Here is a 19,999-nt window from a genome sequence, read left to right as displayed (position 1 = left end):
CGGTGATGTGGTGGGCCTCGCACCACCCGACCGCGATCCGGCAGCCGGGGAAGGCGCAGTGCCGGTCGCGGAGGTCCAGCGCCCGGCGCAGGCGGGGTGGGACGGTGCGGTAGCGGCGTCCCTCGTCCCAGACGTGGTGGCGACGGCGCAGCAACCGCGCCGAGCCGGGGTGCAGCTCGCAGCCGGCGACGCCGTGGACGTGCCCGTGTCGCCCCCGGTGGGCAGCGCCGTGGCAGGGGACGCCGTCGTGGTGGTGCGCGTGCCGATCGGCGACGGATCCGGCTGTTGAGATCTCGGTGACTGAGGCGTCGCAGAGCATCCGCTCCACGGTGTGGGCGTTGACCAGCACCGGGGACGACATCCCGGGGACGGTCATCTCGCCCGGGAACCCGGCGTCGAGGTCGTCGACCGACGTGGTGATGGTGACGTGCGGTCGGACCCCGTGGGCGCGGCCGACCATGCCGTTGGTCAGCCACAGCTGCACGAGGTGGTTCAACGACAGGGCGTCCTGGTGCGCGGCCGCGATCCGGCGCCGGCGCTCGTCGACCGCGGCATCGCCGGTGGGCTGCTCGTCCGGGGTCAGGGATCCCGACCGGAACTTCGCGTCGCGCATCCGGTCCAGCAGCACCTTGAGCGCCGCGCCGTCCTCCAGGGTCAACGCACCCTTGATCACGAACTGGTCCCCCACCTGGGTCACGGTCAGGAACTGGCCGGCCATGGCTTCTTCCTTGCGGCGGGCGGCGGCCTCGGGATCGAGGATCTCCTTGAGCACGGCGGCAGCGCCGACGACCTCCTCGACCGAGCCCTGCTCGGCGATGGGGAGGAGGTAGTCCTCGCAGAACGCCCGCCACTGCACCCGGTCGTCGGCGGTCCTGTCCGCGATCGCAGCCTCCGACCCGCGCACCAGGGCAGCGGCCAGGTCGGGGGTGACCCGGCCGGCGACCAGCGCGACCCGGGTCGCGGCATAGGACCGCAGCGTGCGGGCGCCGGAGACGACGCTGCTGGCCCTGCCGGGGGCCATGCCGGTGCGCTGGGTCAGGAACGCCGTCGTCGACCCGAACCCCGCCGACGCCAGCACCCCCGACGCGTCCAGGCGATCGACCGCAACCACGCCCAGGGCGTGGGCGGCGTCCCGGGCCGCGAACAGCTCCGCCGTCAGCTCCGGCAAACCAGCCAGACCGACACCCGCAACCGCACCCGAACCGGCCAGCACCGACGCCTCCGCAAGGAGGCCCCGAGCACCTGCGACCAGGCGCGCGAACTCCACCGCCGGATCGACGAAGGTGGCCTGCGACATGACCCCATCATGCCGACCACCTCCGACAATGCACCGACCACCGACAGGCGATATCCACAGCAACCACAACCGATTGCGGCCGACCACCGACCCTAAGGACGGAACGCGTCGTAGAGAGCGCGATCCATCACGAGGCACCGCATCGAGGCGGACGAACGAACGCGCAGGGGGAGCCGGGGACGACGTCCACCGGCGTCGACCACATCGGGTCAGGCGAGGCCGAGGGCCGCGGCCTCCTCCCAGAGCTCGTCGCGGACGTTTGGGTGCGCGGCGTCGCGGATGAGGTGGCGTGCCTGCGACTTCTGGTCGTAGCCCCAGATCCACGCGGCACCGTTCTCGGTGACGATGGCCGAGGCCTGGAACGAGGTCACCGGCTCCTCGATCATGGGAACGATCGTCGACACGTTGGCCCGCGGGTGCCACGAGCGCAGCGCGAGGATCGCCTGGCCGCCGTGCGAGTGCAGGGCACCGACGATGAAGTCGGTCTGGCCGCCGAAGCCGGAGTAGATCTTCCCCTTCACGCGCGACGCGTTCGCCTGGGCGTAGAGGTCGACCTGCAGCGCGGTGTTCACCGACGTCATGAGGGGGCGCTGGGCGATGAGCGACGGCTCGTTCGTGGTCTCGGTGCGCAGCATCGAGACCCGGGGGTTGCGGTCGACCCAGCGGTAGAGCTCGGGGGAGCCGAAGAGGAACGACGACACCAGCTTCGCGTCGGCGTCGAGTGCTCCGGCACGGTCGAGCTCGAGCACGCCGTCGCTGAACATCTCCGACCACACCCGCAGGCCGCGTCGGCCGGTGAGGCCCGACAGCACGGCGTCGGGCACGGCGCCGATTCCGAGCTGCATCGTCGAGCCGTCGTGGACGCGCGCGGCCACCCGCTCTCCGATGGCGGCCGACACGTCGTCGATCTCCATCAGGCCGGGGGAGGTGAGCACGGCGTCCACCTCGACGGCGTAGTCGATGAGGTCCACAGGGATCTCGGCGTCGCCGAACGTGTACGGCATCTGCGGGTTGACCTGCGCGACCACGAGGGCGTTGCGTGCCCGGGCCGCCTCGATCGCGGCCGGGAGGATGTTGACCTCGATGCCGAGCGACACCTTGCCGTCGACGGGCACCGAGGTGTGCAGCACGACGAGGTCGGGCGGGCACGTCGTGGAGAACAGCCGTGGCACCAGCGAGAGGCGTGACGGGATGTAGCGCAGGCTGGGGCTCTTGCGCATGCCCGGCCCGACGAACGCCGTCTCCATCTCCACGCCCTCGCGGTCGGGGAGCCCCGGCTGGGCGTTCAGCGCGTGCAGGCGGTACGTCGGCAGCGCGGCGTCGACGGCTGCGAGCACCACGTGCGGCGTGGCGAAGTTGCCCGACACGACGACGCGGGGGTGGGTCGGGAGGGGGGCGAGGATGCCGGCGAGCTCCTCGAGGGCGATCGTGCGCATGGTCTTCCCGTCCTGCGGCGTGACGTGCTGACGGGTTCGACGCTAGCGACCCGCGGGCGCCGTCGCCGGGCCGTCGGGAGATCTCCGCTGTGAGATCGCTCGCCCGCGTAACCAGCCGTAGCGCCACGACCACCCGCCTGCCCCCGGCCCCACCTCTACGATCGCCCGGGGGACCAGCGCCGGGAGGGGACGCACATGGCGAACGACGACGAGACTGCAGGCGATCAGATCGCTGCTGCGGAGACCACGCCCGGCACGGCGCCCGGGGTGCGCGCTGCCGACCGCGTGAAGGCGCCCGAGCGCGAGGCCACGGTCGTCTTCGACCTGGGCAACCTGCGTCGCGTGGCGGCGATGGTGCTCGTCATCGCAGCCGTGGTCTGGTTCTTCATGTTCGTGCTCGAGGATGCCGGCGGCGTGCTCTTCACGATCATCATGGCGTTCGCCCTGTCGGTGGCCATGGAGCCGGCGGTCGGCTTCTTCGCGCGCCGGGGCATGAGGCGCGGCCTCGCGACCGGCCTGATCATGATCCTCGCGCTCCTGGGCACCGTGGTCTTCTTCCTGATCTTCGGGAACCTGCTGGTCGAGCAGCTGCTGCAGCTCATCACCTCGCTGCCGGACGTCGTCACGAACGTCATCGACTGGATCAACAGGCAGTTCTCGACGGACCTCAGCGTGGAGAAGATCCTCGACAGCATCGGGCTGACCCCGGGCGCCATCGCGTCGTGGGCGGCCGGGGCGGCAGGCGGCATCTTCGGGGCGATCTTCACGTTCCTCGGCTCGGTCTTCAACGTGTTCACGCTGCTGCTGTTCACGTTCTACCTGTCGGCCGACGCCCCACGCCTGCGCCGGTGGATCGCGAAGTTCCTGCCGCGCAGCGCGCAGAAGGTCAACAGCGAGCTCTGGGACACCGCGATCCAGAAGGCCGGCGGCTACGTCGCGGCGCGCCTCGTGCTCGCCTTCATCAACGGCAGCACGACGGCCCTGGTGCTGTACCTCATCGGGATGCCCTACTGGCTGCCGCTCGGCATCTGGACCGGCATCGTGGCGCAGTTCGTGCCCACCATCGGTACCTACATCGCGATCGCGCTGCCGGTGCTCATCGGCGTGCTGTCCGACGACCCGAAGGACGGCCTCATCGCACTGGTGTGGGCGCTGCTCTACCAGCAGGTCGAGAACCTCACCATCGAGCCCAGGATCAGCGCCAAGGCGGTCGACCTGCATCCAGCGGTGTCGTTCGGGGCGGTCATGTTCGGTGCCTCGCTGTTCGGCGCTGCGGGTGCCCTCCTCGCCGTTCCCGTCGCCGCGATCGTGATGTCGTTCCTCGAGACCTACGCGCCGACGTACGACGTCGTCGAGGACCCCGCGTCCTCGGGGTGACCGGGTCGGCGTACGCCGCGGTCACCGGTTCCTCTCCGATCGCTCTCGTCCGCTGATCGCTCGTTGAGCATCCCGAGAGGCGGATGTGATGAAGTGAGCGACGGAGTTGACCGGAGAGGTACTTCCGGTGGAACACGGACGGAGTAACTCAGGACGCGCGCAATCCGCGCCGATGTCTCAGTCAGTCCGCCCCGTCACCGGACAAGGCGAAAGGACAGGCATCGTGGCCACCCAGCGAGGTCAAGCCCTCATCATCGAGGACTCGCCAGAGATCACCCTGCTCGTTCGCGGTCTCCTCGAGAAGGAGGGGTACGACGTCGTCGCGACCCCGCTCGGGAAGAAGGGGCTGGAGTTCGCCCGGGCCGGCAAGCCCGAGCTCGTCATCCTCGACCTCTCGCTCCCGGACTGCGACGGCGTCGAGGTGTGCCGCCAGCTCCGCGTCTTCAGCGACGCGTACGTCGTGATGGTCACCTCGCGCGACGACGAGGTCGACAAGATCGTGGGCCTCACGGTCGGCGCCGACGACTACGTCACGAAGCCCTTCTCCCCGCGCGAGCTCGCCGCCCGCATCCGCGCGATGCGCCGCCGCCCCCGTCAGCGCGCGCAGCAGGAGGTCCGCGACTTCGGCCACCTGATCGTCGATCCGCTGGCCCGCGAGGTGAAGGTCGACGGCGAGGAGGTCGAGCTCACCAAGATCGAGTTCGACATCCTGGACCTGCTCTCGGGCAACCCGCGCCGCATCTTCACCCGCGAGCAGCTGCTCGAGCAGATCTGGGGCGAGTGGTTCGGCGACGACCACGTCATCGAGGTCCACGTCGGCAAGCTGCGCAAGAAGCTCGGCGAGTCCGCCGCATCGCCGCGGCACATCCGTACGCTGCGTGGGGTCGGGTACCGGTTCGAGCCGGTCTGATCCGACCGTCCGCCCGCCCGCCGCGGGCGCACGGCCACGCCGTCGAGTCGGAGAGGGGTGCCGTCGATGTACGGGCTCATCAACGAGGCGATGCGCCGCCACGTCGTGGAGAACGCCGGCCCCGCCGCCTGGAGCAGCATCGCCCTCCGGGCCGAGACCAGCCAGACGTTCGCCGCCCTGCACTACTACGACGACTCGGTGACCTACGCCCTCGTCGGGGCCGCGAGCGAGGTGCTCGACGCACCGGCCGAGGACCTGCTGCGCGGGTTCGGCCACTACTGGTCCACCCGCGTCGGGCCCGAGAGCTACGGCGACATCCTGGGCGCGACGGGCACCGACGTGGCGTCCGTGCTGCGCAACCTCGACGAGATGCACGCGCGGCTGCAGTCGCTCTACCCGGAGCTGCGACCGCCGTCGTTCGACGTCGTCGAGACGGGTGAGGACGGCCTCGACGTCCACTACCGGTCCGAGCGGGCCGGGCTCGTGCCGTTCGTCGTGGGCCTGCTCGAAGGGCTCGGCGACCTCTACGGCACGCCCGCAGCGGTCACCCACGACGCCGTCGCGTCCGACGGCACCGACCACGAGGTCTTCCACGTACGGCTGACGGCGTCCGGGGCACCGTGAGCATCCAGCTCCGCGACGACGACCTCGACCGCGCGGCACCGTTCGGGGTGCTGTGCGACGAGGACCTCGTCGTCGTCCGGCAGGGCCCGTCGTGGGCGCGCCTCGGGGTCGACCTGGTCGGTCGCCCGCTCCTCGAGGTGCTCGAGGTGGTCCGCCCCCTCGGCGTGTCCACGATCGAGCAGATCCGCGACCACCGCGACTCCATGCTGCTCATGCGGTTGCTGCCCGAGGGTCCCCGGCTGCGCTTCCAGGCGGTCGACGTCTCGGACCCGCCCGGAGTCCTGCTCATCGGCAACCCGATCGTCTCCTCGTCCCAGGAGCTCGATCGTCTCGGGCTGTCCGCGGCGGACTTCTCCCCGGTCGACCAGACCCCCGACCTGCTGTTCCTGCGCCGCGGCCAGGAGCGCAGCCTCGACGACCTGCGCACGCTGAACGCCGAGCTGCAGCGGTCGGCCACCGAGCTCCGTGATGCCAACCGGATGCTCACCCGGGCCGAGGCGCAGTACCGCCGCATCGTCGAGCTGCAGCCGCTCGTGATGTACATCGACACCCTCGGCGACGAGTCGGTGGCCGAGTTCATCAGCCCCCAGGTGGTCGACTGGCTGGGCTACCCCGTACGCCGGTGGCTCACCGAGCAGGCCTTCTTCTTCCGGGTGGTCGTGCACCCCGAGGACCGCGAGCGGGCCTGGGCGGCCAACCGCGCCGCCGAGGCGGACGACAGCCCGTACGACGAGGAGGTTCGGCTGCTGTGCGCCGACGGTCAGGTTGTCTGGACCCGGGCGGTCGACACCGTCGTCGAGGACGAGGACGGGCGACGACGCCGCTTCGGCTTCATGCTCGACATCACCAAGACCAAGACCGCGGAGATCGAGCTGCACGACACGATGTCGCGCCTCACCACGCTCCTCGACCACATGCAGTCGGGCGTGCTCGTCGAGGACCGGCAGCGACGCATCGTGATGGCCAACGCCATGCTCTGCCAGATGTTCCGCTCCGAGGCCGACCCCGACGAGCTCACCGGGCTTCCGATCAGCGCGGCCATCGCGCAGGTCGTGCGCCCCGAGGACGACCCGGCAGCGTTCCTGCGGCGTACCGAGACCCTCACCGCGCGTCGGTGGCCCACATCCAACCAGTCGCTGACCCTTTCGGGATCGCGCGTGCTCGAGTTCGACTTCCAGCCCATCGTGTCCGAGGGGCAGGACCTCGGGGCGCTCTGGATGTTCCGGGACGCGACCGACCGCGTGCTCTACCAGGGGGCGCTCGCCCGCGCCCGCGACGAGGCGATCGCAGCCTCGGACGCGAAGTCGCAGTTCCTCGCCTCGATGAGCCACGAGATCCGCACGCCGATGCACGGCGTGCTCGCCACCGTCGACCTGCTGCGCACGACCGACCTCGACGGCGAGCAGCGCGAGCTCGTCGGCGTCATCGACATGTCGGCCACCAACCTCGTGTCGATCATCAACGACATCCTCGACCTGCAGAAGGTCGAGGCCGGCCGCATCGACCTCGTGACCGAGCCCTTCTCGGTCGCCGACAGCGCGAAGGCCGTCGTCGACCTCCTCGGGCCGCAGGCGCGGGCGAAGGGAATCGAGCTGGCGCTGTCGATCGACCCCGGGACGCCGTCGCGCGTGCTCGGCGACCCGGTGCGGTTCCGGCAGGTGCTCGTCAACCTCGTCGGCAACGCGGTGAAGTTCACCGAGTCCGGCTCGGTCTCGCTCGCGCTGCGCCTGGTGTCCCAGCGCGGCCCGGAGTCCGTCGTCGAGGTCGAGGTGCGCGACACCGGCCCCGGCATCGTGCCCGAGCAGGCCGCGTCGATCTTCGACCCCTTCGTCCAGGCCCGCAGCAGCCAGGAGGGCACCGGGCTGGGGCTCGCGATCGCCGACCGGCTCGTCGGGCTCATGGGTGGGCAGATCGTGGTCGACTCCGCCGTCGGCGTGGGATCGGCGTTCCGCTTCGTCCTGCGCCTCGAGGAGGTCGCCGCCGACACCTCGGACGAGGACGTGCGCGAGACCCCGGTGCGGGTCGCCCCCTCGGTGCTCGTCGTCGAGTCGAGCGAGCCGCGCCGCGGCCACGTCATGCGCCTGCTGCAGCGCCTGGGCACCTCGGGCGTCGCCGTCGCCTCGTGCGAGGAGGCTCTCGAGCTCCTCGAGTCCGCCCCGGGCACGAGGCTCGTCCTCGTGTCTGCACGCATGACGGGACTGGACGGTCCGGACATGACCGAGCGCATCCGCAGGTCGCGCAACCCAGCCGTGGCCAAGGTGCCGGTGTACGCGATGTTCGGCGGCTCGGACGACGCCGTGCTCGACCGGTGCCGCACCAGCGGCATGGACGGCCACATCGGCAAGCCGGTCGACATCGGCGAGCTCCGTCGGCTGCTCGACGTCGTGCTCGGGCAGGCCCAGTGAGCATCGACCCGCGCTCGGTCCCGGACGACGTCGGTCCGGACGGGATCGCACGCCTCGAGCACCGCGCCGCGCAGGAGCGGGCCGCGCGTCTCGAGGCCGAGCGCACGGCCGAGATGCAGCTGAGGCGGGCCTTCGAGCGCGCCCGCGAGGTGGAGCTGCTGGCCTCCATCGCGGTCATCGTCAACGAGACCGACGACGCCCTGTCCGCGATGAGCGCAGCGGCGAAGGTCGTACGCCGGCACTGCAGGTTCGCGGTCTCGCACGTGCTGCTGCGCGAGCCCGACGGCGCGTTCGTCACCTCCGACATCTGGGACGCCGACCCCGTCGAGCTCGACTTCCTCGATGCGGTGATGGGTGCGACCGTCGACCGGCGCTTCACCCCGGCGGTGGGGCTCCCGGGCGAGGTGGGTGCCTCGCACCTCGCGGCGTGGGTGCCCGACACGTCGGTGGCGCCGGGGCGCGGGCGCGAGGGCGAGGCGGCCGGATCCACCTGGGCGTTCCCGATCATCACCGGCATCGAGGTCGTCGCAGTCGTGGAGTTCCTGCACCCCGAGCCGATGCCGGCCGACGAGCGGCTGCTGCAGCTGGCACCGTCCCTCGCCGCCCAGCTGGGGCGCGCGGTCGAGTGGGAGCGGGCCCAGCAGCGCCAGGCCGACGACCGCCGCCGGCTCGAGGAGCTGCTGGCGCAGCGCACCCAGGACGTGGCCGCGCTCACCCGGCACGGCAGGAGCACCGACGACGCGCGCACGGCGTACGCGGCGTGGGTCGTGCACGAGCTGCACGACGTCTCGGTCGACCTGCGCGGCCGCGTGGACGCCGAGGACTCGCAGGGCACGGCCGACCTCGACCGGCTGGACCGCCTGGCCGACGCCCTCGTCGCCATCGCCGACGGCACCGAGCGTCGCGTCGCCGGGCCGCGTACCCCGACGGTGCTGCGCGACCTGGTGACCGAGGTCGCCGAGCGCCACTCGAGCACCGCGGTGCCGGTGACCGTCGCGTCGGTCCCTCCGGGCGACCACCCGGTCGAGCTCGCCCTGCCCCTCGTCACCCAGGTCCTCGACGAGCTCGTCGACAACGCCGTGCGTCACGCACACGCCGAGGCCGTGCAGCTGAGCGTCTCGCTCGAGGACGACGCCGTGGTCTTCGACGTCGTCGACGACGGCATCGGCTGCTCCTGGGAGACGCCGAGCCGGCCCACCGGAGGCTCCGGACTGGCCCAGACCGCACGCCTCGCTGCGGCCCTCGGGGGGACGGTCGAGGTCAGGCGCCGCGCCGAGGGCGGTACGGCGGCCCGGCTGCGCGTGCACGCACCGGTGCACGTGCCCACGGTCCGGTCCGACCACAGCACGCGGGTGCTCCTGGTCGACGACAACGACGTCAACCGCAGGCTCGCCGCCGCGATGCTGGGGAAGCTCGGCGTCACCACCGACGTGGTCGAGAGCGGCGAGGCCGCGATCGAGGCGCTGCGGGTCACGGCGTACGGGCTCGTCCTCATGGACGTGCAGATGCCCGGCATGGACGGGCGCGAGGCGACGCGCTGGTGGCGCATCCACGGTGGCGGTGCGACCCCCGCCGACGTGCCGATCGTCGCGCTCACGGCGCACGTCGGGCAGACCGAGCGCGACCTGTGCCGCGACGCAGGGATGGTCGACTACCTCAGCAAGCCGTTCGGCATCGACGCGCTCTCCGGCATGGTGCAGCGCTGGCTGGACGGCGCGAGCAGCACGTAGGCCGCCGACGCAGACCGCGCGCGGGGCGCACGGCTCAGGCGGTGGCCGCCGACTCGGCGAGGTACGCCCGCAGCCCGGACACTGTGCGCGCGGAGCTGGCGTCGAGGTCGGCCATCACAGGCGCGAGCACGTCCCCGCCGGCGTCGCACTGGTCCTGCATGGCGCGGCAGATGCGGTTGACCTCGATCGCGCCGAGCATGGCCGCCGGCGAGCCGAGGGCGTGCGCGGCCTTCTTGATCTCCGCGGCGTCGCCGCCCGAGATCGTGGTCCGGATCGCCTGGAGGCGCTCGACCAGCTCGTCGAGGAAGCTCTGCACGGCCTGGCGGACGATGTCCTGGTCGCCGATCTCGTCGACGAGGGAGTCGAGGCGAGCGCGGTTCACGGTCTCCGCGGTGATGTCGCTCATGACTCTCTCTCCGTCGGTGCCTGGCGCCGGATGGCGTGCTCGCTCACGGCGCGCGCACGTGCATTCTGGCGCGGTGAGGGCTCCGATCCCACCGGGGAGAGGCAACTGAGAGGTTCCCCGCACGCGCGGGCGAGGCTCGGGGACGGACGAAGCCCCGGCTCGCTCTCCCGCCGTTCACCGCAGCCCCAGCGGGCGGGCCCCCGGCCCTCACCTACGATGGCCGGGTGACCGGCAGCCGACGACCTGTGACGCCGCTGCGGCGCGTCCGCGGCCTCGTGGTGGGGCTGGTCGGGGCGCTCGTCGCCGTCGGCGGCCACGTGCTCGGCGGCGGCGACGCCGTCACGCCGGCGGTCGTCGCGGCGCTGGCCCTGGTCGTGGCCGGCACCGTCGTCGCCTCGGCGCAGCGGTGGACGGCGCCGCGCCTGCTGGTGGCCCTCGTCGCCGCGCAGCCCGCGGTGCACGGCGTCCTGTGGCTCACGTCGCCGACGGGTGCCGTCGACCCGCGCCTGTCCGCGGTGGGCCCGGCGTCGCACCCGGCCCACGCGCACGTCGGGCCCGACGGCCGGATGCTGCTCGCGCACGCGGCGGCCGTGGTGGTCGCGGCCCTCCTCCTCGCGGCACTCGAGGCGTGCGCCCTCTCGCTCTGGTCGCTGGTGCACGCTGTCCGGCTGGTCACCGCGCGCGCCACCGTCCCGGCGATGGTGACGCTCGCGGTCACGGGCTGCTCGGCGGCTGTGTCCGGCACCGGCCTGGTCGTGGTCGGCCGACGCCCGCGGCGCGGGCCGCCGAGGCTCCTCGCGCCCTGCTGACCTGGAAGGTGGGGCGTGCGCTGCCGCCACCCCACCACCGACAGAAGGTCCTGCATGTCCACGTCCCGTCCTGCTCGCGCCTCGCGGCGCCGGATCCGATCGCTTGTCGGCGCCGCGGTCGCGGCCGCCGCACTGGTCCTCGCCCCGGTGGCGCTCGCGTCCCCGGCCTCGGCGCACGACGAGCTCGTCTCGACCGACCCGGCTGACGGCGCCTCGCTCGAGGAGGCACCCGCGGCCGTCACCCTCACCTTCGGCGAGGAGGTGCTGGAGCTCGGCACGGCCGTCGTCGTCACCGACTCCGCCGGCGTGCGGCTCGCCGACGGCCCGCTCGTCGTCGACGGCGCAGTCATCACCCGGGCCATCACGCCGCCCACCGTCGCCGGCGAGGTGCGGGTGTCGTACCGCGTCGTCTCCTCGGACGGGCATCCCGTCACCGGCAGCCTCATGTTCACCGTCGCCTCGGTGCCGTCGCCGAGCCCGACGGCCACGGACGAGCCGAGCGAGTCGGCCTCGGAGCCCGGGACCGCGGAGCCGTCCGGGTCGTCGGCGGCAGCACCGACCGGCAGCGCATCGGTCGAGCCCGAGCCCAGCACGTCGCCGGTCTCGTCCGAGGCCACCGGAGGATCGGCCCTGCCGTGGGTGCTCGGCGGCCTCGCCGTGCTCGTCCTGGCGACCGCTGCGGTGGCGGCCTCACGCCGTGGCAAGGCAGGCTCCTCGTCATGACCACCACGACGGCGGCCCAGCCGCAGAGACGGGAGGCGGACGGCGCTGCCGCCCCGCGCCCCGCCGTGCTGCTCGGCGCCGCCGTCGTCGTCGCCGTGACGGTGATGGCCCTGCTGCTCTGGGTCGGCGACGGTCGACCGGTCACCGCCCCCGACGGGCTGCCCGACCCCGGCCTCGGCACGCAGTGGGCGGTGCCGGTGCTGCGGGTGCTCGGCGACCTGGCGGCGGTGCTCACGGTAGGGCTGCTGCTGCTCGGTGCGGTGCTCGTGCCTGCGCGCGACGGGCTCCTGCGCGGTGCACGCCTCACCTGGACCCGGGCAGCGCGTTGGTCGGCGCTCGTCTGGTGCGCCATCGTCCTGGGCCAGATGGTGACGTCGCTGTCGGACATCATCGCGCTGCCGATCGGCGAGGTGCTCGACCCGACCCTGCTCCGGAGCTTCGTCTCCGACGTCGAGCTCGGACGCGCCCTGCTCGTGCAGCTGCTGCTCGCCCTGAGCGTCGCGGTGTGCGCCCGGTGGATCCGCACCACGACCGGTGCGGGCCTGCTCTGCCTGGTCGCGCTCGGAGCGACGCTGCCCACCACGCTCGTGTCGCACGCGGGCACCTCCGACCAGCACACCCTCGCCGTCTCGAGCCTCATGCTCCACGTGCTCGCCGCTTCGGTGTGGGTCGGCGGGCTCGTCGCGCTCGTCCTCCTCGGCTCGAGCGACCGGCGCCCGCTGCCGGTGGCGGTGCCGCGGTTCAGCCGGCTCGCACTGTGGTGCGCGGTGGCCCTCGCCCTGTCGGGCGTCGCGAGCGCCGCGGTGCGGCTCGCCTCCCCGTCGGATCTGCTGAGCACGTCGTACGGCCGGCTCGTGCTGCTCAAGGTGGTGCTGATCGGCGCGCTCGCGTGGTTCGGCGTCTGGCACCGGCGGCACGTGCTGCCCGCGCTCTCGGGCGACACCGCGCGGCGCGGGTTCCTGCGCATCGCGGCGGTCGAGGTGCTCGTGATGGCAGCGACCGTCGGTGTCGCGGTCGCGCTGTCGCGCACGCCGCCGCCCGTCTCGGGCGAGCTGCCCGTCGACGCGCTCAGCCCGGCGAGGCTGCTGCTCGGCTTCGACCTGCCGCCGGTTCCCTCGCTCACGGGGCTGCTCTGGGGCGAGGCGCGGCTCGACGGCTTCTGGCTGGCGGTCGGCTGCCTGATGATCGCGCTCTACGCGACGGGCACCCACGTCCTGCGGCGCGAGGGCGACCGGTGGCCGGTCAGCCGCAGCCTGCTCTGGTACGTCGGCTGCGCGCTGATCCTGGTCGCGACCAACACCGGGCTGGCGACGTACGCGTCGGTGCTGTTCAGCGTGCACATGGTTCAGCACATGGTGCTGAGCATGGTGGCGCCGATCTTCCTCGTGCTCGGGGCGCCCGTGACCCTCGCGCTGCGCACGCTCCCGCGGGGTGGCGACCAGGTGGGCCCCCGCGAGTGGCTCACGATGGTCATCCACTCGCGGTACGTGACGGTGATCTCCAACCCGATCGTGGCGGCCGTCATCTTCGTGGCGAGCTTCTACGTCCTCTACCTGACGGCGCTGTTCCCGACGCTCATGACGAGCCACTGGGGCCACATCTTCATGGGCGTGCACTTCCTGCTCGCCGGCTCGCTCTTCTTCTGGAGCCTCATCGGCGTCGACCCGGGGCCCACGCGTCCGCCGTACCTCGTGCGCATCATCATCCTGCTGGTCGTGATACCGCTGCACTCGTTCTTCTCGCTGGCGATCATGGCCACCACGCAGGTCCTCGCCGAGGACTGGTTCGGCGGGCTGGAGCGGCCGTACCTCACCGACCTGCTGGCCGACCAGCACCTCGGCGGGAGCATCGGCTGGGCGCTGGGCGAGGTGCCCATCGTGATCGTGATGATCGCGCTGTTCCTGCAGTGGGTGAAGAGCGACGAGCGCGAGGCGAGGCGCGGCGACCGGGCCCAGGAGCGCGCGGCGTCGACGGGCAGGGGGCGCGACGTGCACGCGGACTACAACGCGTACCTCGCGCGGCTCGCCGACAGCGAGAAGCGTCGCGGCGAGGGGTCGGACTGACGCACGAGGCGTCGGCCGGGGTCAGTCGCGGTCGAGGACCCAGATCGTCACGAGGGTCCAGGCGGCCAGGACGACGGCGGCGATGATCACCCCGGTCTCCCAGGTGCCGCTGTTGAGCACGGCGAAGGCCTGGCCGAAGATCATCACGATGACCAGCCCGACGATGGACGCCGCGACCGGGCTGTCCTTGTGGGCGTGGTGCTCGTCGTGGGTGCTCTCTGCGCCGCTCATGGCATGGAGGGTAGCCAATCCCGCCCGGCGCGTGTCCAGGAGGGGGCCTACGAGGGCGGCGCGACCATCCGCGCCGCAAGGTCGGCCAGCTCGGCCTCCGGGGACTCGGTGATGCCCGTGTGCACGGGGGAGGGCTGCACCACGGTGCTGCGGGGGGCGACGAGCCATCGGAAGCGCTCGCCCTGCTTGCGGGCACCGTTCGCGCCCGCCTCGGGCGATCCCTCGCAGACCGCGCGGACGGCGTCGAGGTGGGCGCGCACGCCCTCGACGTCGAGCGTCGGGTCGAGAGACAGGGCCCGGCCGAGGTCGTCGGCGACGGAGCAGGCCAGGTAGTCGAGCGCCTGGCAGTAGACGACCACGCCGACGTTCACGAACTCGCAGCGCTCCACGCGCGGGACGACCCGCAGCACCGCCCACTCATAGGTATGAGGCACGGGCCACCTCCAGGGCGGGGAGCCACGCGTCGGCGTTCGTCGCGCGGGCGAGCAGGAGGTCGCGGTACGCCGTACGCCGCTCGTCGGCGTGAGCGTCGTCCGCGGTCAGCCACTGGTCGGGCACGAGCCCGAGCACCTCGTCGAGCAGCTCGGCGGTGACGCGGGGTGCGAGCGCGGCGTGGGCGGCGTCGAGGGGGCCGGCCACGGGCATGAGCACGTGGTCGCGCGGCGAGGGGTAGGCCCGCCCCGGCACGGTCGCCGCGCTCGACCAGTCGTGGTGGAAGTAGAGGGCCGCGCCGTGGTCGATGAGGTACGGGTCGCCGTGCCAGCGCAGCAGGTTGGGGTTGCGCCACGAGCGGTCGACGTTGAGCACGAGCGCGTCGAACCAGACGACCTGCGCTGCGAGGCGCGGGTCGACGCCGTCGGGCCGCTCCAGGCCGAGGGCGCCGGGCAGGAAGTCCATCCCGAGGTTGAGGCCGTGGCTCGCGCGCAGGAGGTCCTGCACCTCCTCGTCGGGCTCGGCGTTGGCGAGGCCGCCGTCGAGCTCGGCCAGCACCAGCTCGGGCACCGGCAGGCCGAGGCGGCGGGCGAGCTCGCCCGTCACCACCTCGGCCACGAGGGCGAGCAGGCCCTGGCCCGCGCCGCGGAACTTGAGCACGTAGGTGCCCAGGTCGTCGGCCTCGACGATGCCCGGCAACGAGCCGCCCTCGCGCAGGGCGAGCACGTAGCGGGTCGCGCGCACGGTACGCAACGCCGAGGTCATGCGGTCACCGTAGCCGTCGGCTGGCTGCGGGTTGAGCCCGAACCAGCGCAGCAGAAACGAAGAAGCCGGTGTCGGACCGCTCAGGCAGAGTGGGAACAACACCGGGGCGGCGATGGTTGCGCCTCGAGCCGCGGGTCCACCGCGGCACACCAGCCCGAGAGCACCCCCTGCGACCCAGCCGGGTGCCACCACGAACAGGTGCCTCCCGGCGCCCGCACCCGAAGCGGAAGGCACCACCGTGTCCAACACCCCCGACCTCGCGGCCTCGACCGCAACCTCTGGCGAGGTGAACGAGCACGGTTACGACGTCGTGCCCGACCCCAACCGCTGGCGGGCCCTGTTCGTCATCGGCATCAGCGCGCTGATGGTCGTGCTCGACGCCTCGATCGTGAATCTCGCGCTGCCGGCAGCGAAGGCCGACCTCGGCATCGCCGACGCCGACCAGCAGTGGGTCATCACCGCGTACACCCTCGCTTTCGGCGGTCTGCTGCTGCTCGGCGGGCGCATCGCCGACTACGTCGGCCGCAAGAAGATCTTCATCGTCGGCCTCATCGGCTTCGCCTTCGCCTCCGCGCTCGGTGGCCTCGCGGCCAGCCCCGAGATGCTCTTCGCCGCCCGCGCCCTCCAGGGCGCGTTCGCCGCCCTGCTCGCGCCCGCGGCGCTGTCGCTGCTCACGGTCACCTTCCACGAGCCCAAGGAGCGCGCACGCGCGTTCGGCGTCTACGGCGCCATCTCCGGCGGTGGCGCCGCGGTCGGCCTGCTGCTCGGCGGCGTCCTGACGCAGTACTTCTCGTGGCGCTGGTGCCTGTTCGTCAACGTGCCGATCGCGATCGTGGCGGCCGTGCTCGCCTCGCGCTTCGTCAAGGAGAGCAAGGCCACCGGTGCCGCGCGCTACGACGTCGCCGGCGCCATCACCGCCACCCTCGGCCTCGTCGCCCTCGTGTACGCCTTCACCAAGGCCGCGCCGCAGGGCTTCCAGGACACCGCGCACTGGACCGACACCGCGACCCTCGTCTGGTTCGGCGCCGCGATCGTGCTGCTCGTCGCGTTCTTCGTCATCGAGAGCCGCGCCGTGAGCCCGCTGCTGCCGCTGCGCATCCTGCGCGACCGCAACCGCGGCACCAGCTACGCCGTCAACCTCGTCGTCGGCATCGGCATGTTCGCGATGTTCCTGTTCCTCGGCCTCTACCTGCAGGTCGTCCTCGAGATGACCCCGGTGGTGGCGGGCTTCGCGTTCCTGCCGTTCAGCATCGGCATCATCCTGGGCGCGGGCGTGGCGAGCCAGCTCCTGCCGCGCGTGGGGCCCAAGCCGCTCATCATCCCCGGCCTCATCGGGGCCTCGATCGGACTGTTCTGGCTCTCGACCCTCGAGGCCGACTCCAACTACTGGACCCACGTGTTCCCGGCGATGGTCGTGATGAGCGTGAGCATGGCCCACGTGTTCATCCCGATCTCCACGACGTCGCTGCACGGCATCGGTCGCGAGGACGCCGGCGTCGCGTCGGCGGTGCTCAACACCACCCAGCAGGTGGGCGGCTCGGTCGGCACGGCCCTGCTGAACACGATCGCCGTGGCCGCCACCACGGCGTGGTTCGTGGCCAACCCCGGCGAGCCGACCGACGCCACGACCAAGATCGCGCTCACCGAGGGCTACACCCAGGCGTTCCTCTGGGGCGGGTTCTTCCTGGTCGCGGCTGCGGTGATCACCGCGGTGTTCCTGAAGATCGGCAAGGACGCGGTGGAGGCCGCCGACGACTCCGCCGTCGTGCACATGGGCTGACGGTCCGCACCGGGTCACGGGTCCGGTCTCCGCGAGGAGGCCGGGCCCGCGACCCGTGCCAGAGGCCCGAACAGGGGATCAGGCGACCCCGGCGGGTCGGAGCTGGATGCTCACGCGCGGCCCGACCGCGCGCGAGGTCTTCGGGACCGCGTGCTCCCAGGTGCGCTGGCACGACCCGCCCATCACGAGCAGGTCGCCGTGGCCGAGCGGGAAGGTGAGGCTCGGCCCGCCGCCGCGCGGACGCAGCGCCAGCGTGCGCGGCGAGCCGAACGACACGATCGCCACCATGGTGTCGTCGGTGGCTCCGCGGCCGATGGTGTCGCCGTGCCAGGCCACGGAGTCCCGGCCGTCGCGGTAGAAGCAGCAGCCCGCGCTGACGAACGGCTCGCCGAGCTCGGGGGCGTAGTACGCCGACAGCGCCGCCCGTGCGTCGACGAGGACCGGCACCGGCAGGTCGCGGGCGTCGTCGTACCAGCTGATGAGGCGCGGGACGTCGACGACGCGGTCGTACATCCGGCGCCGCTCGCTGCGCCAGGGGATGTCGCGCACGAGGGTGTCGAGCACGGAGTCGGAGCCCTCCACCCAGCCCGGGCGGTGGTCGACCCAGGCGCCGTGCGCGAGCAGGGTGCGGCGGACCCGGCCGCCGAGCGCCCCGAGGCGCACGTCGTCGGCGAGGTCGAGCAGGGAGGCCTGGACCGCGAGTGCCACGGCGGCACCCTAGCAAGGTATCGAACACGTGTCCTAGTGCGAGTACGGCGTGTCGTCGGGTCTGGCCGCCGTAGGCGGCCGGGGGGAGCAGAATGCCCCGCGTGATCCGCCCATGACCATGACGCTCGCCGTCGACTGCGGGGGCACGGGCATCAAGGCGTCCGTGCTCGACCCCGCGGGCACGCTGCACGCCAAGCCGGTCCGCGTGCCGACGCCGTACCCGCTGTCGATCGACCGGTTCCTGGACACCGTCGCGGGCCTCGCGACCGAGCTGCCGAAGGCCGACCGCGCCACGGTGGGCCTGCCCGGGATGATCCGCCACGGCGTCGTCATCGTGACCCCGCACTACGTCACCGAGAGCGGTCCGCGCAGCAGGGTGCTGCCGGACCTCGTCGAGCAGTGGCACGGCTTCGACGCCCAGGCCGCGCTCGCGGCCCGCCTCGGGATGCCCGCTCTCGTGCTCAACGACGCCGAGGTGCACGGCGCCGGCGTCGTCACCGGGGTGGGCCTCGAGCTGGTGCTCACCCTCGGCACCGGGCTCGGCTGCGCGCTCTTCGACGGCGGTCGGCTCGCGCCCCACCTCGAGCTCTCCCAGGCGCCGGTCCGCTGGGGCCAGTCGTACGACACCTACATCGGCGACAAGGAGCGCAAGCGGCTCGGCCCGGCGTTCTGGTCACGGCGGGTGCGCCGTGTGGTCGATGCGCTGCGTCCGGTCTTCGTGTGGGACAGGCTGTACGTCGGCGGCGGCAATGCGCGCGTGCTGTCGCCCGAGGTCATCGCCGTCCTCGGGGACGACGTCGTCATCGTCCCGAACACGGCAGGGATCGTCGGTGGAGTGCGGGCATGGGAGCTGCAGAGATGAACGCTGTCGAGGACCACGAGTCGCACCACGTGCTGTCGGGTCGACGGGGCACGGTCGAGCAGCAGGTCGCGCGCGGCAAGGAGGCGCGCAAGCGGCTGCCGCGCTCGTCGCACGCGGCACTGGTGCTGCCACCCGACCGCCGCGACCCCCTCAGCATCCTCGAGGAGCAGGCGGCGACGCGTGTGCCCGAGCTCGTGCCGATCCGGTACGGCCGGATGGCGTCCTCGCCGTTCGCGTTCTACCGCGGAGCGGCGGCGGTCATGGCGGCTGATCTCGCGGGCACGCCGTCGTCCGGCATCAACGCCCAGCTCTGCGGCGACGCGCACCTGCTCAACTTCGGGGTCTACAACTCGCCCGACCGTCGGCTGGTGTTCGACCTCAACGACTTCGACGAGACGCTGCCGGGCCCGTGGGAGTGGGACCTCAAGCGGCTGATGGCCTCGCTCGTCATCGCCGGGCAGGACAACGGCTACACGCAGGACGAGATCGAGGAGGTCGTGCGCGACTCGGTCCGCACGTACCGCACCGCGATGGCGACGTTCGCCACCCAGGGCAACCTCGCGGTCTGGTACTCCCGCCTCGAGGTGGAGGCCCTGCTGGACACGGTGCGGACCCAGATCGCCCCGGCGCGCGTCAAGGCGTTCAACCGGCAGTCGGCGAAGTTCGCCTCGCGCGACAGCATGCAGGCCTTCGCCAAGCTGACCAGGCAGACCGACGACGGGCCGCGCTTCCGGTCGGAGCCGCCTCTGATCGTCCCCGTCGACGAGCTCCTGGAGACCGACTGGGAGTGGGTCGCGTCGGTCGCCGACCGGTTCCTCAGCCACTACCTCCGCTCGCTGCCCGACGACCGGCGCGACCTCGTGCAGCAGTACCGCTTCGTCGACCTCGCGCGGAAGGTCGTCGGCGTCGGCAGCGTCGGCACCCGGGCCTGGATCGTGCTGCTCCTCGGCAGGGATGGCACCGACCCGCTGATCCTGCAGTGGAAGGAGGCGCAGGCGTCGGTGCTCGAGCCGTACCTCGGGCACTCGACGTTCGAGTCGCACGGCCGACGCGTGGTAGCCGGCCAGCAGCTGATGCAGGCCTCGACCGACATCTTCCTCGGCTGGTACCACGGGCACGGCATCGACGGCCAGCCGCGCGACTTCTACGTGCGCCAGCTGCGCGACGGCAAGGGCAGCGTCGACGTCTCGACCCTGCTCCCGATCGGCATGCGGGTGTACGGCGAGGTCTGCGCCTGGACGCTCGCCCGCGCCCACGCCCGCTCGGGCGACCGGGTCGCGATCGCGTCGTACGTCGGCAGCAGCCGCAAGCTCGACGACGCGCTCGTGGAGTTCGGCCACCACTACGCCGACCAGAACCGTCAGGACCACGCTGCGCTCGTGCAGGCGATCGCCGACGGCCGCATCACCGCGCAGTCGGGGATCTGACCGCAGGGAGGGAG

The 19,999-nt window shown here is 72.4% G+C and carries 18 protein-coding genes; 11 read left to right on the top strand and 7 right to left on the bottom strand.

The window, feature by feature from the left end; genetic code table 11:
- A partial coding sequence (locus ACFQGU_RS00150) for an HNH endonuclease signature motif containing protein (RefSeq protein WP_386763322.1) occupies window positions 1-1,297 on the bottom strand: 1,297 nt, incomplete at its 3' end.
- A 209-nt stretch (window positions 1,298-1,506) separates the two neighbouring features.
- On the bottom strand, window positions 1,507-2,733 hold the full coding sequence (locus tag ACFQGU_RS00145) for an acetyl-CoA hydrolase/transferase family protein (RefSeq protein WP_386763321.1): 1,227 nt from the start codon (window positions 2,731-2,733) through the stop codon (window positions 1,507-1,509).
- 195 nt (window positions 2,734-2,928) lie between these two features.
- On the opposite strand from ACFQGU_RS00145, the gene ACFQGU_RS00140 reads away from it, so the two are divergent.
- The 5 genes from ACFQGU_RS00140 to ACFQGU_RS00120 all read left to right on the top strand — a co-directional run bounded on the left by ACFQGU_RS00140 (window position 2,929) and on the right by ACFQGU_RS00120 (window position 9,779).
- Window positions 2,929-4,110, top strand: coding sequence for an AI-2E family transporter (locus tag ACFQGU_RS00140; RefSeq protein WP_386763320.1), 1,182 nt, complete (start codon window positions 2,929-2,931; stop codon window positions 4,108-4,110).
- 223 nt (window positions 4,111-4,333) lie between these two features.
- The gene (locus tag ACFQGU_RS00135; RefSeq protein ID WP_386763319.1) at window positions 4,334-5,020 is read left to right on the top strand and encodes a response regulator transcription factor; all 687 of its coding nucleotides are present in this window, start codon (window positions 4,334-4,336) and stop codon (window positions 5,018-5,020) included.
- 66 nt (window positions 5,021-5,086) lie between these two features.
- Window positions 5,087-5,644 (top strand): heme NO-binding domain-containing protein, encoded by a 558-nt coding sequence (locus ACFQGU_RS00130; RefSeq protein WP_386763318.1) that lies wholly within the window; start codon window positions 5,087-5,089, stop codon window positions 5,642-5,644.
- On the top strand, window positions 5,641-8,049 hold the full coding sequence (locus ACFQGU_RS00125; protein ID WP_386763317.1) for an ATP-binding protein: 2,409 nt from the start codon (window positions 5,641-5,643) through the stop codon (window positions 8,047-8,049). The genes ACFQGU_RS00130 and ACFQGU_RS00125 overlap by 4 nt, the downstream gene beginning before the upstream one ends.
- The gene (locus tag ACFQGU_RS00120; RefSeq protein WP_386763316.1) at window positions 8,046-9,779 is read left to right on the top strand and encodes a response regulator; all 1,734 of its coding nucleotides are present in this window, start codon (window positions 8,046-8,048) and stop codon (window positions 9,777-9,779) included. Before ACFQGU_RS00125 ends, ACFQGU_RS00120 begins: the two co-directional genes overlap by 4 nt.
- Window positions 9,780-9,813: 34 nt before the next feature.
- Here the strand turns inward: ACFQGU_RS00120 and ACFQGU_RS00115 are convergent, their stop codons facing one another.
- Complete coding sequence (locus ACFQGU_RS00115) at window positions 9,814-10,185, bottom strand: Hpt domain-containing protein (RefSeq protein ID WP_386763315.1); 372 nt, start codon at window positions 10,183-10,185, stop codon at window positions 9,814-9,816.
- Between the two features lie 224 nt (window positions 10,186-10,409).
- On the opposite strand from ACFQGU_RS00115, the gene ACFQGU_RS00110 reads away from it, so the two are divergent.
- The 3 genes from ACFQGU_RS00110 to ACFQGU_RS00100 are packed head-to-tail and all read left to right on the top strand — an operon-like array spanning window position 10,410 to window position 13,780.
- Window positions 10,410-10,994 carry a hypothetical protein gene (locus ACFQGU_RS00110; protein WP_386763314.1) on the top strand — a complete coding sequence of 195 codons (585 nt, stop codon included), beginning with the start codon at window positions 10,410-10,412 and terminating at the stop codon, window positions 10,992-10,994.
- Window positions 10,995-11,048: 54 nt separating this feature from the next.
- Window positions 11,049-11,717 (top strand): copper resistance CopC family protein, encoded by a 669-nt coding sequence (locus ACFQGU_RS00105; RefSeq protein WP_386763313.1) that lies wholly within the window; start codon window positions 11,049-11,051, stop codon window positions 11,715-11,717.
- Window positions 11,714-13,780, top strand: a complete 2,067-nt coding sequence (locus tag ACFQGU_RS00100; protein WP_386763312.1) for a cytochrome c oxidase assembly protein — start codon at window positions 11,714-11,716, stop codon at window positions 13,778-13,780. The genes ACFQGU_RS00105 and ACFQGU_RS00100 overlap by 4 nt, the downstream gene beginning before the upstream one ends.
- A 21-nt stretch (window positions 13,781-13,801) precedes the next feature.
- Here the strand turns inward: ACFQGU_RS00100 and ACFQGU_RS00095 are convergent, their stop codons facing one another.
- The 3 genes from ACFQGU_RS00095 to ACFQGU_RS00085 are packed head-to-tail and all read right to left on the bottom strand — an operon-like array spanning window position 13,802 to window position 15,208.
- The gene (locus ACFQGU_RS00095) at window positions 13,802-14,011 is read right to left on the bottom strand and encodes a hypothetical protein (protein WP_386763311.1); all 210 of its coding nucleotides are present in this window, start codon (window positions 14,009-14,011) and stop codon (window positions 13,802-13,804) included.
- Between the two features lie 47 nt (window positions 14,012-14,058).
- Entirely contained in the window at window positions 14,059-14,445 is a 387-nt protein-coding gene (locus ACFQGU_RS00090) for a DUF3037 domain-containing protein (protein ID WP_386763310.1), read from the bottom strand.
- Window positions 14,429-15,208 carry a HipA family kinase gene (locus ACFQGU_RS00085; RefSeq protein WP_386763309.1) on the bottom strand — a complete coding sequence of 260 codons (780 nt, stop codon included), beginning with the start codon at window positions 15,206-15,208 and terminating at the stop codon, window positions 14,429-14,431. The genes ACFQGU_RS00090 and ACFQGU_RS00085 overlap by 17 nt, the downstream gene beginning before the upstream one ends.
- 238 nt (window positions 15,209-15,446) lie before the next feature.
- Here ACFQGU_RS00085 and ACFQGU_RS00080 point away from each other — a divergent pair, with 238 nt between their 5' ends.
- Window positions 15,447-16,988, top strand: a complete 1,542-nt coding sequence (locus ACFQGU_RS00080; RefSeq protein WP_386763308.1) for an MFS transporter — start codon at window positions 15,447-15,449, stop codon at window positions 16,986-16,988.
- A gap of 78 nt (window positions 16,989-17,066) precedes the next feature.
- Here ACFQGU_RS00080 and ACFQGU_RS00075 read toward each other — a convergent pair whose 3' ends face one another.
- Window positions 17,067-17,696, bottom strand: a complete 630-nt coding sequence (locus tag ACFQGU_RS00075) for an alpha-ketoglutarate-dependent dioxygenase AlkB (protein WP_386763307.1) — start codon at window positions 17,694-17,696, stop codon at window positions 17,067-17,069.
- Window positions 17,697-17,808: 112 nt separating this feature from the next.
- Here ACFQGU_RS00075 and ACFQGU_RS00070 point away from each other — a divergent pair, with 112 nt between their 5' ends.
- Entirely contained in the window at window positions 17,809-18,558 is a 750-nt protein-coding gene (locus ACFQGU_RS00070) for an ROK family protein (RefSeq protein ID WP_386763306.1), read from the top strand.
- The gene (locus ACFQGU_RS00065; RefSeq protein WP_386763305.1) at window positions 18,540-19,985 is read left to right on the top strand and encodes a DUF2252 domain-containing protein; all 1,446 of its coding nucleotides are present in this window, start codon (window positions 18,540-18,542) and stop codon (window positions 19,983-19,985) included. Before ACFQGU_RS00070 ends, ACFQGU_RS00065 begins: the two co-directional genes overlap by 19 nt.
- Window positions 19,986-19,999: the final 14 nt, after the last annotated feature.

Origin of the sequence: Longivirga aurantiaca, assembly GCF_042660085.1 — a bacterium.
GTDB lineage: Bacteria > Actinomycetota > Actinomycetes > S36-B12 > CAIYMF01 > Longivirga > Longivirga aurantiaca.
Note: the sequence above shows the minus strand (reverse complement) of the source record. Positions and strands in the feature narration are given on the sequence as shown.

Excerpts from the sequence above, each read along its gene's own strand:
- ACFQGU_RS00145 (WP_386763321.1), bottom strand. The coding sequence starts at position 2,733 with ATGCGCACGATCGCCCTCGAGGAGCTCGCCGGCATCCTCGCCCCCCTC.
- ACFQGU_RS00140 (WP_386763320.1), top strand. The coding sequence starts at position 2,929 with ATGGCGAACGACGACGAGACTGCAGGCGATCAGATCGCTGCTGCGGAG.
- ACFQGU_RS00130 (WP_386763318.1), top strand. The coding sequence starts at position 5,087 with ATGTACGGGCTCATCAACGAGGCGATGCGCCGCCACGTCGTGGAGAAC.
- ACFQGU_RS00115 (WP_386763315.1), bottom strand. The coding sequence starts at position 10,185 with ATGAGCGACATCACCGCGGAGACCGTGAACCGCGCTCGCCTCGACTCC.
- ACFQGU_RS00105 (WP_386763313.1), top strand. The coding sequence starts at position 11,049 with ATGTCCACGTCCCGTCCTGCTCGCGCCTCGCGGCGCCGGATCCGATCG.
- ACFQGU_RS00100 (WP_386763312.1), top strand. The coding sequence starts at position 11,714 with ATGACCACCACGACGGCGGCCCAGCCGCAGAGACGGGAGGCGGACGGC.
- ACFQGU_RS00095 (WP_386763311.1), bottom strand. The coding sequence starts at position 14,011 with ATGAGCGGCGCAGAGAGCACCCACGACGAGCACCACGCCCACAAGGAC.
- ACFQGU_RS00085 (WP_386763309.1), bottom strand. The coding sequence starts at position 15,208 with ATGACCTCGGCGTTGCGTACCGTGCGCGCGACCCGCTACGTGCTCGCC.
- ACFQGU_RS00070 (WP_386763306.1), top strand. The coding sequence starts at position 17,809 with ATGACCATGACGCTCGCCGTCGACTGCGGGGGCACGGGCATCAAGGCG.
- ACFQGU_RS00065 (WP_386763305.1), top strand. The coding sequence starts at position 18,540 with ATGGGAGCTGCAGAGATGAACGCTGTCGAGGACCACGAGTCGCACCAC.